This window comes from Klebsiella sp. CB_Kp196 (genome assembly GCF_040061575.1).
Lineage (GTDB): Bacteria > Pseudomonadota > Gammaproteobacteria > Enterobacterales > Enterobacteriaceae > Klebsiella > Klebsiella michiganensis.
In genome coordinates this window covers 134404-151433 of the sequence record NZ_JBEAFH010000044.1, presented here as the reverse complement: position 1 = coordinate 151433, position 17030 = coordinate 134404, and the positions used below count along the sequence as shown (strand labels likewise).

13 protein-coding genes are annotated in these 17030 nt (G+C 61.8%); 4 read left to right on the top strand and 9 right to left on the bottom strand.

Annotated elements, in window-relative coordinates; translation table 11 throughout:
- Positions 1 to 88 precede the first annotated feature (88 nt).
- The 4 genes from ABLU87_RS13830 to codB all read right to left on the bottom strand — a co-directional run bounded on the left by ABLU87_RS13830 (position 89) and on the right by codB (position 4959).
- On the bottom strand, positions 89 to 1078 hold the full coding sequence (locus ABLU87_RS13830) for a LacI family DNA-binding transcriptional regulator (protein ID WP_122117261.1): 990 nt from the start codon (positions 1076 to 1078) through the stop codon (positions 89 to 91).
- Positions 1079 to 1223: 145 nt separating this feature from the next.
- Positions 1224 to 2462 carry a cytosine deaminase gene (gene codA / locus ABLU87_RS13825; protein WP_122117260.1) on the bottom strand — a complete coding sequence of 413 codons (1239 nt, stop codon included), beginning with the start codon at positions 2460 to 2462 and terminating at the stop codon, positions 1224 to 1226.
- Positions 2459 to 3694, bottom strand: coding sequence for a PucR family transcriptional regulator ligand-binding domain-containing protein (locus tag ABLU87_RS13820; RefSeq protein WP_009653171.1), 1236 nt, complete (start codon positions 3692 to 3694; stop codon positions 2459 to 2461). The genes codA and ABLU87_RS13820 overlap by 4 nt, the downstream gene beginning before the upstream one ends.
- A gap of 2 nt (positions 3695 to 3696) precedes the next feature.
- Positions 3697 to 4959 carry a cytosine permease gene (codB, locus tag ABLU87_RS13815; RefSeq protein WP_014228377.1) on the bottom strand — a complete coding sequence of 421 codons (1263 nt, stop codon included), beginning with the start codon at positions 4957 to 4959 and terminating at the stop codon, positions 3697 to 3699.
- Between the two features lie 506 nt (positions 4960 to 5465).
- Between codB and ABLU87_RS13810 the strand changes: the two genes are divergently transcribed.
- Genes ABLU87_RS13810 through ABLU87_RS13800 form a run of 3 tightly spaced genes read left to right on the top strand, consistent with a single transcriptional unit; the run spans position 5466 to position 8623 of the window.
- On the top strand, positions 5466 to 6077 hold the full coding sequence (locus ABLU87_RS13810) for a methylthioribulose 1-phosphate dehydratase (RefSeq protein WP_014837792.1): 612 nt from the start codon (positions 5466 to 5468) through the stop codon (positions 6075 to 6077).
- A gap of 24 nt (positions 6078 to 6101) precedes the next feature.
- Entirely contained in the window at positions 6102 to 7598 is a 1497-nt protein-coding gene (locus ABLU87_RS13805) for an FGGY-family carbohydrate kinase (protein ID WP_032748674.1), read from the top strand.
- Positions 7595 to 8623 (top strand): 2-hydroxyacid dehydrogenase, encoded by a 1029-nt coding sequence (locus ABLU87_RS13800; protein WP_004848726.1) that lies wholly within the window; start codon positions 7595 to 7597, stop codon positions 8621 to 8623. Before ABLU87_RS13805 ends, ABLU87_RS13800 begins: the two co-directional genes overlap by 4 nt.
- Before the next feature lie 38 nt (positions 8624 to 8661).
- On the opposite strand, the gene ABLU87_RS13795 is transcribed toward ABLU87_RS13800, so the two are convergent.
- The 5 genes from ABLU87_RS13795 to ABLU87_RS13775 are packed head-to-tail and all read right to left on the bottom strand — an operon-like array spanning position 8662 to position 14132.
- Positions 8662 to 9606 (bottom strand): sugar kinase, encoded by a 945-nt coding sequence (locus ABLU87_RS13795; RefSeq protein ID WP_122117259.1) that lies wholly within the window; start codon positions 9604 to 9606, stop codon positions 8662 to 8664.
- Positions 9607 to 9617: 11 nt separating this feature from the next.
- Positions 9618 to 10619 (bottom strand): ABC transporter permease, encoded by a 1002-nt coding sequence (locus ABLU87_RS13790; RefSeq protein WP_122117258.1) that lies wholly within the window; start codon positions 10617 to 10619, stop codon positions 9618 to 9620.
- Positions 10619 to 11605 (bottom strand): ABC transporter permease, encoded by a 987-nt coding sequence (locus tag ABLU87_RS13785; protein WP_047724256.1) that lies wholly within the window; start codon positions 11603 to 11605, stop codon positions 10619 to 10621. The genes ABLU87_RS13790 and ABLU87_RS13785 overlap by 1 nt, the downstream gene beginning before the upstream one ends.
- Positions 11602 to 13107: a sugar ABC transporter ATP-binding protein gene (locus tag ABLU87_RS13780; RefSeq protein WP_122117264.1), complete on the bottom strand. Its 1506-nt coding sequence runs from the start codon at positions 13105 to 13107 to the stop codon at positions 11602 to 11604. Before ABLU87_RS13780 ends, ABLU87_RS13785 begins: the two co-directional genes overlap by 4 nt.
- A gap of 44 nt (positions 13108 to 13151) precedes the next feature.
- The gene (locus ABLU87_RS13775; protein WP_004848735.1) at positions 13152 to 14132 is read right to left on the bottom strand and encodes a sugar ABC transporter substrate-binding protein; all 981 of its coding nucleotides are present in this window, start codon (positions 14130 to 14132) and stop codon (positions 13152 to 13154) included.
- Between the two features lie 538 nt (positions 14133 to 14670).
- Between ABLU87_RS13775 and ABLU87_RS13770 the strand changes: the two genes are divergently transcribed.
- The gene (locus ABLU87_RS13770) at positions 14671 to 16980 is read left to right on the top strand and encodes a molybdopterin-dependent oxidoreductase (protein WP_122117884.1); all 2310 of its coding nucleotides are present in this window, start codon (positions 14671 to 14673) and stop codon (positions 16978 to 16980) included.
- The last annotated feature ends 50 nt before the right edge of the window (positions 16981 to 17030 follow it).

Sequence of the window (17030 nt, the reverse complement as noted above, 5' to 3'; positions counted from 1 at the left end):
GCCTGAAAAAAACGGCCCCGAAGGGCAAAATGAGTGTGGATGGATTAAAAATATTATTCTGTGATCGCTCCGGCATAAAATGAATTTTTCATTTCGCGCTTTGACGAACGATCAGTTTCACCGGCACTTCGCGATGGCGTGACGGCAGGCTGAATTTGGCGATCCGCGTGACCAGCAGATCCACCGCGTGGTGGGCGAGCAGGGCGGTATTCTGCTGCACGGTAGTCAGCTGATAGGGCTGCCAGTCCGCCTGGGGAATATCATCGAAGCCGATAATCGCCGGTAGCGAAGCGGCGGGGTTGTCCGCCCGCAGGCCGTCCAGCGCGCCGAGCGCCAGCATATCGGTAGCGCAGAACAGCGCCTGCAGCTGCGGATGCGCGGCAAGCAGCTGCCTGGCGGCGGCAAAACCTGCCTGATAGCCGCTGCTGTCGCAGAAGTGCGCGGCGACCTCCATACCCTGGGTATGGGCAACAAACGCTTCGTAGCGCTGGCGGGTACTGAAGTTATCCAGGCTTTCGCCGATAAACCCGGCCTGGCGCCACTGGCGCTGGGCAAACAGGTCGGCCACCAGCTTCGTGCCCTGCGCGTTGTCGCTGCACACGCGATCGCAGCCGGCCAGCTCGGCGTGGCGGTTGATAAGGGTCACCGGGATTTTTCGCTCCAGATACTCCTCCGCCAGCGACAGCGGCGGCGCCCCGGAGGTGATAATGACCCCCGCGACGTGATAGCTCAGCAGTTGCCTGAGCGACGGGGCGAGCTGCTGCGGATCGTCGGCGTTCATCAGCAGCGGCATAAAACCGTTGAGCGCCAGCTGGTGGACCAGCGGCGACAGCAGCTTGCTGCGGAAGGGATTATCAAAACCGGCGGTGACGATGCCGATAAAATTGCTGCTGCCGGTGTTCATCGTGCGGGCAATAATGTTGACCTGATAGCCCAGCGTTTCCGCCGCGGCGAGGACCTTCTGGCGGGTTTTTTCCGCCACCGATGCGCCGGGCGTAAAGGTGCGGGAAACCGCGGAACGGGAGACGCCAGCGAGTCGGGCAACGTCCTCTGCCTTAATCCATTTTTTTTCGCTCATAGTATCAGGGTACGGGTTATCCTCAGTGAGCCCGCGCCGACGCTGGAACCCATGGCCGGCACGGAAAAAGTCGTTAAAAGGTACCACATAAATCCCCGGGCGAGCAGTGGGTTGACGCGGCATCGCGGCCGCGTCAACGTCAGGCTTATGCCGGATAGCGAATCTGCTCCGCCTGGCGCTGCAAAATAACTTTGCCGTGACGAATGGAGGTCAGCACTTTGGCCTGGCGGCGCAGCGCGTCGTAGTCGTTTTCCGCATCGAGGATCAGCAGGTTCGCCGGGCGTCCTTCGGCAATGCCGTAGTTGTCGCCGAGGCACAGGGTGCGGGCGCTGTTATCGGTAATCAGATCGAGGCAGCGCTGCAAATCTTCGTATCCCAGCATATGGCAGATATGCAGCCCGGCGTCGAGGATGCGCATGATGTTGCCGTTGCCCAGCGGGTACCACGGATCCTGAATGGAGTCCTGGGCAAAGCAGACGTTGATCCCGGCGCGGTCCAGCTCCGCCACCCGCGTCACGCCGCGGCGTTTCGGCCAGCTGTCGAAGCGCCCCTGCAGGTGAATGCTTTCGGTCGGGCAGGAGATAAAATTGATGCCAGACGCTTTGAGCAGACGGAACAGCTTCGAGCAGTAGGCATTGTCGTAGGAGCCCATGGCGCAGGTATGGCTGGCGGTGACCTGCGCGCCCATGCCGCGCACCCGGGCCTCTTCCGCCAGCACCTCCAGAAAGCGCGATTGCGGGTCGTCGGTTTCATCGCAGTGCACGTCCACCAGGCAGCCGTGGCGCTGGGCCAGGTCCATCAGAAAAACCAGCGAGCTGACGCCCTTATCGCGGGTGTTTTCGTAGTGCGGAATGCCGCCCACCACGTCGGCGCCCATTTCGATGGCGCGGGTCATCAGTTCGCGTCCGCCGGGGAAGGACTCAATGCCCTCCTGCGGGAAGGCGACGATCTGCAGATCGATAAGATGGGCCGCCTCTTTTTTCACTCTCAGCATCGCCTCAAGCGCCGTCAGGGAAGGGTCGGTGACATCAATGTGGGTGCGCACGTGCTGCACGCCGTTGTCGCGCAGCATGCCGATGGTTTTCAGCGCCCGCTGGCATGTATCTTCGACGGTGACGCTCGCTTTGCGCTGGCTCCAGCGGGCGATGCCCTCAAACAGGGTACCGCTCATATTCCACTCCGGCTCGCCCGTCGTCAGGGTGGCGTCAAGATGGATATGCGGTTCGACGAACGGCGGGATGACCAGCTTTTGTTCAGCGTCGATATCGTCGGCGTCAGCCGCCTGCGCCGCGGCCTGCGCGGTGATGCTTTTAATCAGGCCGTCCTGTAAGTCGAGGGTATAGAGCGCTTCTTGCTGGCGCAGGCGCGCGTTGATAATTTTCATGGTTGTTCCCGTAAATGATTTTGCGACATACGCCAGATCGCTAAGGCGACCGAGGCGTTGAGATGAAACTGCGGGTGGCTGACCGGATAGCCGGTCAGCTTTTCAATACGCTGAATGCGTTGATGCAACGTGTTGCGGTGAATGCCCAGCCGCTCGGCGGCTCTTACCACGTTGCCGCTCTCCTGAAGCAGCGTTTCCAGGGTCTCCATCAGCAGCCAGGGGCTTTTGCGATCCGGCTCAATCAGACAGCCGAGGGTGTCGTGCATAAAGTCGCTCAGCAGGGCGGGGTCGCTAACGGCGGAGAGCAGCTTGATAAACCCCAGCTGCTGGTAGTCGCTGATGCGCTGGGCCGGACGCAGGTTATCGCTGAGGTCCAGCGCCTGACGCGCCTGCGACAGCGCGCGCTGATATCCCTGCAGCTGCTGCACCGGCGCCGAAAGGCCGCACAGCAGCGATAGCCCGTCGTCGCCCTCCGCCAGCGCGATCAGCCACGCCTGGAGCCACGTTTTTTGCTGATAAAATTCGCCTTCCTCATCCGGAAGCAGAAAGAGAAACATATTGCTGCGCTCGACCAGCGGAAAGGGATTACCCTGCTGATTGAGCTGCTGCTGCAGGCGCTGGCGTACGGTGCGGCGGGCCTGCTGCAGCCAGGCTTCGGCCTGCTCCGGCGGAAACTGGCGAAACAGGCGCGGTATCCCCTCAAGGCGCAGCGCCGCCACCCGCAGCGGGCGGGTAAAATCCAGCTGCTGGTGGAGCGCCCGCTGATGCAGGATTTGCAGGTCGGGATAGTCGCCGGTTAACAGCTGCAGCAGAATATCGCGCTGCGATTGCAGGGCGTTTTCGCTGCGCACCAGCGCGGTACCGATGCGTTCGGTCACGATCACCATTTTCAGCAGATAGGGCTGTTCGATCAGCGGAATGCCCAGCTCGTCGGCCAGCGCAATCAGGCGCGGCGGGATCGCCTGAATGTACGCGTCGCCGGTGAGGATCACCATCCCGGCGATCCCGCGCTGCTTGCCCTCCATCAGCAAATGGATCAGGTTTTCTTCATCGCGGGGATGGTTGATCCCGGTGATAAACACCAGCTCCCCGCCCATGATCCATTCGGCGATATTTTCATTTTCCGCCACGTAGTACCAGCGAACCGCCAGCTGCAGCCCCTGCTTACCGGCGCGCAGGCGCATGGCGGAGAGCCCCTCCAGGGCGAGGATTTCGCTGACCGTCAGGCTCACGGCTACTGCTCCGCGACCGAATCAGCGGCGGGCTGACGTTTGCTCAGACGCGTCAGCGCGATATAGACCAGCGCGGAAACGGTAATGCCAACCAGCGGGGCGATCCACGGTGACAGGTAAGCCACTGCCGCGCCCACCGCGTAGGCGCTAAGACCCAGCCAGTTAAAGCGCGGCAAACGGGCGGTGTGCAGCAGCGGATAGCGGCCGCCGCGATAAAACCAGTAGTCGGCGAGGATCACGCCGCCGATGGGCGGAATGATGCTGCCCAGCAGCACGAGGAAAGGGATCAGCATTTCATACATACCGCCAATGGCCAGCAGAATGCCGACCCCGGCGGCAACCACGGTCAGGGTGCGGCGACGCTCGCTGCGCAGCAGATGGCAGGCGGCGGCCGAGACGTTGTAGATCGTTGGCCCCTGAATCGTCAGCAGGTTGAGGCACAGCATTACCACCGCGGCGACCGATAGCCCCTGCAAAATCAGCACTTCCACGATATCGGCCTGCTGGTAGACGATGGCGCACCAGGCGCCGGCGATAATCATCAGCCCGTTGCCGATCAGGAAGCTGCTCATGCTGGCGACGATGGCGGTGCGGCTGGAGTTGGCCAGCCGTGTCCAGTTCGTCGCCTGGGTCGCGCCGCTGGCAAAGGTGCCGAATACCATGGTAATGGCCGCCGACCAGGTCATGGTTTCACCCGGTTCGATTTGGGTCATCGCCTGCCAGCCGCCGGCGTGATGGGCGGCAAGGTACATCGACACCACCAGCAGAATAAACATCAGCGGTACCGATACGCGCGACAGCGCATCCAGCCCCTTATAGCCCACCAGCGCGGTGACGCAGAACAGGATGCCGAACAGGATCATCAGCGGAATCGTCATCGCCGCAGGCAGGGCGAGGATTTTGACCAGCGAGATGGCGACCGTCGCGGTTCCCCAGGCGTACCAGCCCAGCTCGGCGAAACCGAGAATAAAATCGGCGAGCTTGCTGCCGATTTCACCGAAGCAAAAACGGCCCATCAGTACGGTATTTAGCCCGCTGCGCGCGGCAATCCAGCCGAGCGAGGCGGCGTACAGGGCCAGCAGAAAGTTACCGATAACCGCAATCCACAGCAGGTTAACGATGGAGAAAGAGACGCCAAGCTTGCCCCCCGCGAACATGGTGCCGGTGAAAAAAGTAAAGCTGAACAGAACCATCGAGATGGAAAAAACGCCCTTGCGCCCGGCGGCGGGCGCTTCGACGAGCGGAAAATCATTGCTGTTTGACATGGTGGAACCTCTGAGTGGCTATCCAAATAGCGATGGCAGAGGGGTAGCAAGAGGTGTGCCAGAAAAAGCGGGGCAGGGGTAACATAATGGGGTGGGCAGTATGCACATAAAACGGCGTTAAACGGCCGTTGTTTGCCACAAATGTGTGCATAGTGCCATGTTTTGCACCGCCGTGGGGCAGTGGGATGTGACTCCTTGTCGGACGACGGCTGGCGTCTTACCCGACCTGGGGGGCAGGTCAGAATCGACAAATGATGCCAATTTTACGCCGTTTCCCGGCGGCACGATCCCCCATCTTTTTAACCGCCCGCAGGCGGTAATTTTGGCGTCATGAAAATGCTCAGTTGTATTGTTGTTAAAAAGAGTAATTTCATATGCTTTTCTGATATAACCATTATCAATGTAAGTCTTTCCTGAAATATTGTTCGCTTACGCTGGCGGTGTTAGTATCGGGTAAATAGCCATTTAGACGGCTAAATACAACATCGCTAAACTAAGGAACTGCTATGTGGCAAGAAAGACTCGCGCAACTGGTCACCACCTGTCATTGGATCGGCGCGAAAGGCTGGGCACCGGCCACCGGCGGCAATATGTCGGTGCGTCAGGATGAGACCTGGTGCTGGTTGAGCGAGTCGGGGCGCGATAAAGGCAGCCTGACGACGGAGGATTTCCTGCAGGTGGAGATCGCCAGCAATAAAGCGCCTTCCGGACGTAAACCCTCTGCTGAAACCGGCCTGCATACCCTGGTGTATCGCCTGTTCCCGGAAGCGAATGTCGTGCTGCACGTGCATACCGTCAACGCGACCGTGCTGTCGCGGATTGAAAAAAGCGCCACCCTGGCGCTGCAGGGCTATGAGATGCAGAAAACCCTGACCGGCCAGCACAGCCATCTTGATACCGTGCCGGTCGCCATTTTTGATAACGACCAGAATATCGATGCCCTGGCGGCGCGCATTGAAGATTATGCGCAGACCCACCCGCTGCGCTACGGCTTCCTGCTGCGCGGCCACGGCCTGACCTGCTGGGGCAAAGACATTCACGAAGCCCGTCGCCAGCTCGAAGGACTGGAATTTTTGTTCGAATGTGAACTGATGCGCCGCCGCTACGAGCGCGACTAATTTCTCTTCACCAACGGGTCAGGCATGGATTTTTATCTCGGAATCGATATCGGCACCTCGCGCGTGAAAGCGGTGCTGTTTGATGAACGCTTTCAGGCGTGCGCCAGCGCGGCGCAGAACACCGGCCCGCGGCTGTCGGCCAACGGCCACGCCGAGCAGGATATGGCCCAGCTGTGGCAGTCGGTGGTGGCGATTTTACGCGATATTGCCCGGTATCCGGCGCTGCAAAGCGGGCGTTTACGCGCCATCGGCCTTGCCGGGCAGGGCGAAGGGGTCTGGCTCAGCGACGCCGAAGGCGAACCGGTCGGGCCGGGTATCCTGTGGAGCGACACCCGCAGCCGCGACCTGATGAGCGAACTGCTCAGTCGCCCCGGTTTTGACCGTCGCTTCTTTGACGATACCGGTACCCATCTGCAGCCCTGCAACACCAGTATGCAGCTGTACTGGCTCAAGCATCACCAGCCGGAGCGGCTGGCGGCGGCCCGCTATCTGTTTTTCGCCAAGGACTGGATCCGCTTTCGCCTCACCGGCGTCGCGGCGCTGGATCTTACCGATGCCAGCACCTCTTTGCTGAATCAGCAGAGCGGAAAGCTATCCACGGTGGTGCTCAATGAGATGGGCCTGGCAGATTTACAATCTCTGTTCCCACCGCTGCTGGCGCCGGACGTGCAGGCGGGCGCGCTACGTGAAGAGGTCGCGGCGCTGACCGGGCTTCCCGCCGCCACGCCGGTCGCGGCGGGGGCGCTGGATGTGTGCAGCGCGGCGCTGGGCTGCGGCGCGGTCAACGATGGCGATATTTATACCATTCTTGGCACCACCTGCTGCACCGGTATCGTCTGCCACGGTCGCCAGACGGTCAACGAGGGGACGCGCTACGTCACCCATACCGAAGCGGGCAGCTTTATTAACCTTTTTCCGATGCAGGCCGGGACGCCGAACATCGACTGGCTCCAGCAGCAGATTGCGCTGGAGCCGGATTTACAGCAGCTGGAACAGCATATCGCCAGCGTTGAGCCCGGCAGCGGCGGCGTCTTCTGGCAGCCCTACCTCAACGGCGAACGCGCCCCGTTCTTTAGCCCCGAGGCGCGGGCCGGTTATTTCGGCATTAGCCAGCACACCACCCGTGCGGAGCTGCTGCGGGCGGTGTTTGAAGGGCTGGCTTACGCTATCGTCGACTCGCTTCAGGGCTACCCGCAGGGCGGCGAACTGTACCTGACCGGCGGCGGCGCGGCTTCGGCAACCTGGCTGCAAATCATTGCCGACTGCACCGGCAGAACGGTGGTTTCCAGTCCTTTCAACGAGCTTAGCGCGCGCGGCGCGGCGATTCTGGCGGCGCGCAGCGTCGATGCCCTGAGCCGCTATCCGGCGCTGGAGCAGACCCGCTATCGACCCCATCCGCAGGCGCACAGCCGCTACGCCGCGCTCTATCCGGTGTATCGCCTGCTGCGCGAGCAGATGCTCCCGGTGTGGCAGGCCCGCCGCGAGGCGCTTCAACGTATTTCTCAGGAACAACGCATATGAAAATTGTTTTTACCGCCGAACACGCCGGCGACCTCAGCGCTTTTCAGCAACTGGGCGAACTGCGGGTAGAAGGCTGGGCGCTGGGCAAGCCGAAGCTGAGCGCAGGCCAGCTGATCGAACTGGCCCACGACGCCGAGGTGCTGGTGACCAGCTACGATGAGGTGACGGAAGCGGTGATCGCCGCCTGCCCGCGTTTACAGGTGATCGCCTGCACCCGCGCCAATCCGGTGAACATCGATACCAAAGCCGCCCAGGCGCGCGGTATCCGCGTGCTCTATACGCCGGGGCGCAACGCGGACGCCGCCGCCGAGCTGACGCTGGGGCTGATGCTGAGCCTGGCGCGGCATATTCCGCAATCCCACGCGGCGCTGAAGCGCGGCGAATTCACCCACGCCGAAAACGCCGCGCAGGCCACCCAGAGCGGGCTGCGCCGCGATGTAGTGTGGGACGTTAGTCCGCAAAGCCCTTATGAAGTCTTTAAAGGCAGCGAGCTGCGCAACAAAACCCTGGGGCTGATTGGCTACGGTAATATTGGCCGCCGGGTGGCGCGTATCGCCCGCGCCTTTGGCATGGCGGTACTGGTGGTGGACCCGTTTGTCGCCGCTGAGGATATCAACGAACCGGGGTTGCAAAAGACGACCCTTGAGGGGCTGTTCCGCGAGGCGGATATCGTGAGCCTGCATCTGAGCAGCGGCCCGCACAGCGATGGGCTGGTGAACGCGCCATTGTTGAACAGCATGAAGCCGGGCGCGCTGCTGATCAATACCTCGCGCGCGGCGGTCGTGGACGAAGAAGCGCTGATTCACGCGCTGCGCCACGGCCCGCTGGGCGGCGCGGCGCTGGATGTTTACCATCGCGAGCCGCTGTGGCGCGACCATCCGTTTGTCACCGAGTTTGATAACGTGATTATTACGCCGCATATCGCCGGGGCGACGCGGGAGAGCATTGCTAAACATACGGCGATGATTGCCGCCGACCTCCAGCGCTATGTCGCCGGAGAGCCGCTGCTTTATCAGTGGCGTTAAGCCGCGCTTGCCGCCGCGCAATGCGGCGGCGAAGCTTGTTATCCGCGACGGTGGGTCGCCATAAACTCCTGCGTATGCTGCCAGTCCACCACGCCGGCATCCGATCCCATGCCGGTCGCCACCAGCGCGGCGACGGCGGAAGCCACCTCGCACGCCGCTTTGACGCTTAACCCCCGGGCCAGCGCGGCAATAAAGCCGCCGCAGTAGCTGTCGCCGCAGCCGGTAGTATCTACGGCATCGACCTGGAACGGCGCGATATGCTCGACGGCGCCGTCGCGGGTCAGCAGCCAGGAGCCGTTTTCGCCGTCCTTCAGAATGCAGGTTCCGACGCCAAGCGCAAAGAAGACGCGGGCAATCGCTTCCGGCTGGGTCTCCCCGGAGAGATACGCCGCTTCTTCAAGGGAAGGCATAAAGTAGTCCACCGACGGCAGCAGCGGGCGCAGCAGATCCAGGGTGCCCGCATCGGGGGCGATTAAATCAAAGCTGGTGGTGACGCCGCGGGCTTTCGCCGCCCGCAGCAGCAGCGCGCTTTGCCCGCTATCCATCGCCGCCAGCAGGCCGGTGCCGCCGTGGTGCAGGAACCGGCAGTCGAGGATCGCGTCAAACTCTTCTTCGCGGATAAAAAGCGCATCGGAAGCGCCCCGACAGTGCAGCGCCGGGCGCTCGCCGTTGGGGCGGATGGGCAGGATCGTCGCCGACGTTTCCTGCTGCGCCGTACGCTGGACCAGCGAGCAGTCGATCCCCAGCCGCGCGTAGCTGGCGAGGATAAAATCGGCTTTTTCATCTTCACCGAGGCAGGCCACCGCGGCGGTGCGAATGCCCAGCTTCGCGGCGTTAATATTGGCCCCGGCGGCGGTTCCGGCGGGGTTAAGACGAATTTGTTCGATAAAGGCTACCCCGCCGCGCGGCGGGATGTCGATCACCGGGCGACCGGCGATATCAAGAATAGTCAGGCCGACAAAGACGGCGTCAAAAGCTGCCATAGGTGCTCCGCTTAACGATGAGTCTGGCGCAGACGCGCCTGCCAGAAGGAGAGGGCCAGCGCGACCACCAGAATCACGCCCACCAGCGCATCCTTCACCAGGTAGTTCAGCCCCATCAGGTTCAGGCCGTTATCAATAATCGCGAGAAACAGCACCCCGCCGAGGGTGCCGGCGATGCTGACCCGGCCGAGCCGGTTAAAGGCGGTGCCGATAAAGACCGCGGCGATGGCGTCCATCAGGTAGGCCTGGCCGGCCAGCGGCGTAAACTGGCGCAGGTTGGCGGAGAGAATGACGCCGCCGACGGCGCACAGCGCGGAGGCCGCCACCAGCACCCACAGCATGGTCCGGCGGTCGCGGATCCCGGCGATACGCGCCGCTTCGCCGTTCTGGCCGATAGCGCGCACGTACTTGCCAAACAGCGTGCGTTCGGTCAGCAGCCAGGCTACCAGCCACAGCGCCAGCACAATCACCACCGGCGTCGGAATACCGGCGATATTGCCGACCGCCAGATCGTGATACTCCGGCGCCATCCGGCGGTAGGAGATAGAGCCGCCGCCGTCGGTATAGATACGCTCGGCGCTGCTGGCGATAAACCAGGTGCCGAGGGTGGCGAGGAACGGACGAATCTGGCAGACAAGGATCAGAAAGGCGTTCAGCAGGCCGATAATCACCCCGCCGAGCAGCGCGCAGCCCACCGCCGCCTGCCACGGCAGGTGCCAGGTCTTCAGCGCCACCAGCGCAAAAGCGGCGCCGAAATCCAGCGCCACGCCGACGGAGAGGTCAATCGCCCCGGCGCTAACGATAAGGGTCATCGCCATCGCCACGATCAGCAGAATCGCGCTGCCCTGCAGCAAATTGGCCCAGTTATCGACGGTCAGAAATACCGGGTTCGCCCAGCCGAACAGGGCAATCGCCAGCAGGGTAATGACGCCGAATCCTGCCCGCGATAGCCACGCCAGCGGACCGCTGCCGGTTTGCCCCGTAGAGGGGGTCTTGAGCGTCAGTTGGCTCATTAATGGCCTCCTTTATGTCTGACCGCCGAAGCCGCCAGCACCACGAGGATCAGGCCGCCTTTGATCGCGCCCATCCAGAAAATATTCACTCCCAGCAGGCCGAGCCCGTTAGAGAGCGCGTTGACCAGCACCGCGCCGAGCAGCGCCCCCCAGATGGTGACCACGCGCCGCCGCGAGAACGCCGCGCCGATAAAGGTCGCGAGGACGGTTTCCAGCAGCAGCGGCGTCGCCGTGCCGCTGGAGCTGCCTGAGCCCTGGCTGAGCAGCGGCAAAATCGCCAGGCCGGCGGCGATGCCCGCCAGCAGCCAGACGATAATGGTCAAACGGCGAACGTTGAGTCCGCTCATCTGCGCCATATCGCGGTTACCGCCCACCGCCTGTAAATGCTGGCCGAAGCGGGAGTGGTGGAGCAAAAACTGAAACAGCGCGAAGACCGCCAGCAGATAGATCAGCGGCCAGGGAATGCCGAACAGATCGTTATCGCGAAAGGCCACCATCAGCGGGTCGCTCACCGCGATGCGCCGCTGGCCGGTCAGCAGGTCGGTCAGGCCGGTGAAGGCCACCGAAGTTGACAGGGTCGCCAGCAGCGGCGGCAGGCCCGCCGCCAGCACCAGCGTGGCGTTGACGGCGCCGCAGGCCAGGCTAACGGCGATCAGCAGTAACAACAGCGCCAGGTAAGGGGTGTTCCACTCCGCCATGCCGAGGCTGAGCAGCGCGACGCCGAGCACCGCGATGGCGGGCAGCGACAGGTCGATGCCGCCGGAGACCACATCATCGCCGCCGACGGCAATCACGCAGACCAGGCCGAAGCAGAGGATCGCCAGCGGCACGCTTTGCACCAGCATCATGCTGATATTTTGCCAGCTTAAAAAGAAAGGCGACTGCAGGCTGAGCCAGACCAGCAGCGCAAAAAAGAGAATCAGGGGAAATTTTTCGATAAGCGTCGTGATGCCCGGAAGGGGGCGGCGCTGGATACCTGCACTCATACCTGTTGTTCCTGTCCACCGTTAATCGTCACCAGCAGCGCGTCCAGCGTCAGCCCCCGGGTCGGGAGATTGGCCACCAGCTCGCCGCGCCACATCACCAGGATGCGGTCGCAAAGGCCCAGCAGCTCCGGCGCGTCGCTGGATGAGACCAGTACGCCGCGACCGCGATCCGCCAGCTCGCGGGTGCGCTGATAAATATCGCGGCGCGCGCCGATATCCACCCCGAGAGTGGGTTCATCAAGAATAAAAAGCCGCGCATCGGTGCCCAGCCAGCGGGCGAGAATCGCCTTTTGCTGGTTGCCGCCGCTCATAAAGCGCACCGGAAGCTCCGGACGGCCGGGGCGGATAGAGAGCTGGTCGATCCAGCTGCGCGCTTTTTCCAGCGCCCGGCCGCGGTGCTCCCAGCCGAAAGTGGCGGTCTCCGGTAGCGAGGCCAGATTGATATTGTCGGCGGTGGTGAAGGGGAGAATCAGCCCCTGATGGCGGCGGTCGCGCGGCACCAGGGCCAGTCCGGCCCGGGTAGCCTGATACGGCGTCCGCAGCCGCTTCGGCTGGCCGTCAACGCTTATCGTGCCGCTGCGGGCGCGGCGTAGCCCGTAAAGCAGATCGATCAGCACGTCGCGCCCGGCGCCCAGCAGTCCGGCGACGCCGACGATCTCGCCCGGCTGAATATCAAAGGTAATATCGCGTAACTGCTGCCCGTCGCTGAGATGGCGAACCGACAGTACCGGGGCAGCGGCATCGACCGGATGCGCGCTGCTCTGGCGCGGGGTATAGAGCTGTTCGATATCGCGGCCGACCATCATTTTGATCAGCGCGTCGGTATTCTGCAGAAGCGCCCGGTCGGGGTAGCCGACCACCTCGCCGTTACGTAGCACCGTGCCGCGATCGCAAAGGGCGGCGATTTCGTTGAGATAGTGGGAAATGTAGAGAATCGCGATCCCCTGTTCCCGCAGGCGCAGAATCGCGGAGGTGACCAGGCCGGCTTCCTGCGCTTCCAGCGGCGCGGTGGGTTCATCGAATACCACCAGCTTTGCCGCGCCGTCGATCAGCGCTCTGGCGATTTGCACCAGCTTGCGTTCGGCGAGGCTGAGGTCGCGGATCAGGCTGCGGGGATGAATATCCAGCTGCCAGCTGTCGCGGAAAAACGCCCGGGTGGCCGCGTTCATTCGCCGCCGGTCCAGCGCGCCCCAGCGGGTGCGGTACTCCTGGCCGAGAAACACCGATTCCGCCACCGTAAAGTGCGGGATCAGGTTAAGTTCCTGGTGAATAACGCGGATACCCAGCGCTTCAATCGCCGCGGGATTGCCGAGCGGCAGCGGCGCGCCGTCAAGGGTGGCGCTGCCGCTGTCGGCCCGATAGACGCCCGCGAGGATTTTTATTAGCGTCGATTTTCCCGCGCCGTTCTCGCCGATCAGGCCGTGAATTTCACCGGGATTCAGAAGCAGCGTGACCGCATTTAATGCAGTCACGTTGGCAAAGCTTTTGCCGATCTGGTTCATCGCCAGACCAGCGGCGGGGTTAACCCCGCCGGAGGATGGAGTGATCACTGCAGTTCGCCATATCCCAGCTGTTTGTAGACCGCTTTTGCCTCCTGCGGGCCTTTCACCGGCACCACCGGAATAAAGGTCTGCAGGGGCAGCTTCTGTTTGTCGAAGTAGCGCGCGACGTTATCGGCGGAGGTCTGGCCAATCAGGTGCGGCTGCTGGGCGACGTTGGCGACGAACGGGCTGCCCGGCTCGGCCATGATCTCCAGGGTTTCCGGGCCGGCGTCGATCGCGGTGACCTTGACGTCTTTATCGCGGCCGGTCTCTTCCAGCGCCTGGACAATACCGATAGCCGGCTGATCCCAGCAGGCGACATGGATGGCGTCGAGTTTGCCTTTTGGATACTGGCTCAGCAGTTCGAGGGTTTTCTTACGCGCATCTTCCGGCGAGTTGGCAAACTGCTCGGCCAGCTCCGGTTGAATAATGTGAATATCCGGATAATCCTTGAGGACATATTTCCACTGGTCATAACGAATGCCGCAAATACGCAGGGAGCTGGAGAATGCGTTAAATACCGCAACGTTCCCTTTGCCGCCCAGTTCATCGGCCATATAGCGACCAATGGTCGATCCCAGGGTGTAGTTATCGGAGGTGGTGTTATTGACCGAATATTTTGAAACGTGGTCTACGGTAAATACCGGAATGCCGGCATCGCGTAGCGCTTTGAATTTAGGCTCAACGGCGCTGTCGCCCAGAATGCTAATTACCGCATCGACCTTGCGCGACAGTAAAATATCGTGGTTATTCGCATGAACCTGGTTATCGCGGCCGCCATCGACGCCGATCACTTTACCCCCCAGTTTCTCTACCTCTTCGGTCGCACCCTTATAGGCTTCACGATCCCAGAAGTGCTGCGTCCCGACCACGGCGACGCCGATAGTTTTCCCCTGAAGTGATAAGGCATCCGCCGCCAGAGCGTTGACGGAGGCGAGCGAGAGCAGGCCCAGCGCGATGGGCAATAATTTCATTTTCTGCGACATTCTTATTATGGTCCTGTGATGGAGGTGGCTGTGCGGAGCAGTAGCATGACAACAACAGCCACACAATCTCAAATACAAAATATGTCTAAGTTATACCCGTTATACTTCAAGTTGCATGTGCGTTGGCTACGTGCGTTCACCCGAATCACTTACTTGAGTAAGCTCATCGGGACTCTCTTACTTGCCGCCTTCCTGAAACTTGAATTATTTAGGGTATATTAACGATGTTATATCGCAGATTTGCCTGAGGAAAACGTAAATTTGTTATCTGTAACCTGAAAATATTTCATGATGCAGCTTAATCCCTTTTTATTTTGTGGGCTTAATTTGCTTGCAACTCTTATTTATTCAAATAAAGATTGCTGCTTAATTAAAATTATTCTGTCGCTGTAATATATCGCATCCTGGAATGGCGTAGAGCTATTCTGCGTGGAAAATCCTTTCTCTGTAGCAGATTGTATGGTGATACGTATTTTATTCCCAGGATTCGCACGCTTTATTATGGCGGCCTTTATCGGGTGAGAAGAAAACAGGCAAGATGAAAAAACAACATAATCTGACCGTAATGCACTGGGGAACCTGGCAGGTCCAGGCCCGTGACGGCAACATTGAGGCGGTGACGCCGGTGCCCTGGGATAAAAATCCCTCACGTATTGGTCAGTCGCTCCCCGATGCGGTCACCAGCAAGACGCGCATTCGCCGTCCGGCGGTGCGCGCGGGCTACCTGCAAAATGGCCCGGCTTCGCGCGAGGGGCGCGGCAAAGAGCCGTTTGTTGAGGTGAGCTGGGAGGTGGCGCTCGATTTACTGGCCCGCGAACTGAATTCGGTCAAAGCGCGCTGCGGCAATGAGGCGATTTTCGGCGGCTCCTACGGCTGGGCCAGCGCCGGCCGTTTTCACCATGCGCAAAGCCAGCTGCACCGTTTCCTCAAGTGCTTCGGCGGCTATACCGCCAGCACCAACACCTACAGCAGCGCGGCGGGCGAGCGCATCCTGCCGCATATTCTCGGGCCGCTGAGCCCGCTGCACCGCCAGCACACCCACTTTTCCGAGCTGGCGCGCGAATGCCAGCTGTTTGTCGCATTCGGCGGCCTGCCGCTGCGTAATGCGCAGGTCAACGGCGGCGGCGCCAACGACCATATGCTGAAATACTGGCTGGAAAAGATGCAGGCGCAGGGGACGCGCTTTATCAATATCAGCCCGGTGCGCAATGACCTGAGCGCCGTGGAGAGCGCCGAGTGGCTTGCGGTTCGTCCGGGAACCGATACCGCGCTGCTGCTGGCGCTCTGTTATGTGCTGATTAATGAATCCCTCTACGACAGCGGTTTTATCGCCAGCCATACCGTGGGTTTCGCGCCCTATCGCGCCTACCTGATGGGGGAGAGCGATGGCGTCGCAAAAACGCCGGAGTGGGCGGCGGCGATAACCGGTATTGAGGCGCAGCGGATTGCCGCGCTGGCGCGCGAGATGGCCAGCCAGCGCACGATGGTCAATATCTCCTGGTCGATTCAGCGGGCGCGCCAGGGCGAGCAGGCCTACTGGGCGACGGTGGCGCTCACCGCGCTGCTGGGGCAAATCGGTACGCCGGGCGGCGGCCTGGGGTTTGGCTACGCCTGCACCAATCTGGCGGGGGCGGCGCGTAAGGCCTTTTCCGGGCCGCGCCTTCCCGCCGGAGAGAACGCGGTAAACCAGGTGATTCCGGTGGCGCGCCTTTCCGATATGCTGCTGCATCCGGGCGAGGCATACGAGTTTGACGGCCAGCATCTGCGCTATCCCGACATTCGCCTCGTCTACTGGGCCGGCGGCAACGCGTTTCATCATCATCAGGATATTAACCGCCTGTGTGAAGCCTGGCGGCGGCCGGAAACGGTGGTCGTTCATGAACAGTTCTGGACCGCGCAGGCCAAATTTTCCGATATCGTTCTGCCGGTCACCACGTCGCTGGAGCGGGAAGATATCGGCAGCGGCGGTCACGACGGTTTTATGATCGCCATGAGCGCGCAGATCCCGCCGGTGGGCGAAGCGCGCGATGATTACGCCATCTTCTGCGACCTTGCCGAGCGGCTGGGCTGCGGCGAGCACTTTAGCGAGGGGCGCGACGCCGGGCAGTGGCTGCGGGAGATCTACGAAGCGTCGCGGCCGCGCGCGCGGGAAGAGGGGATCGCGCTGCCGTCGTTTGATGAATTCTGGCGGCAGGGGGTGCTGGAATACAGCGCGCCGGAGAAACCGCAGGTTTTCCTGGCGGATTTTCGCGCCGACCCGCAGCGCTATCCGCTCTCTACGCCTTCCGGCAAGATCGAACTTTTTTCCGAAACCATCGCCGGGTTTGGCTATCGCGAGTGTCCCGGCCACCCGTGCTGGGATGAGCAGGAGGCGGCCTGGCAGCGGCAGGAGGCGGCGCGCTGGCCGCTGCATCTGCTCTCCAGCCAGCCGCGCACCCGCCTGCACAGCCAGTACGATCACGGCAGCGTGAGCCGGGCGACGAAAATTCAGGGGCGCGAGCCGCTGTGGATGCATCCGCAGGATGCGCAGGCGCGGGGCATCAGCGAAGGCAGCGTGGTCAAGGTCTTTAACGCCCGGGGAGCGATTCTCGCCGGCGTGCACCTCAGCGAGCAGATTTTGCCGGGAGTGGTGCAGATGTCGACCGGCGCCTGGTACGATCCTCTGGACCCGAATGAAAAAGGCTCGCTGGATAAGCACGGCAATCCCAACGTGTTAACCGAGGATCGCGGCAGCTCGCGGCTGGGGCAGGGTTGCAGCGCCCAAAGCTGCTGGGTGGAGATCGCGCCGTGGCGGGACGCGCTACCGCCGGTGACCGCTTTCGACCCGCCGAGGTTTATTGGCGCTTAGGCGCAGAGAATCGCCAGGCGGCAGCTGGCGCCTTGCCCGGCTTACAGGAT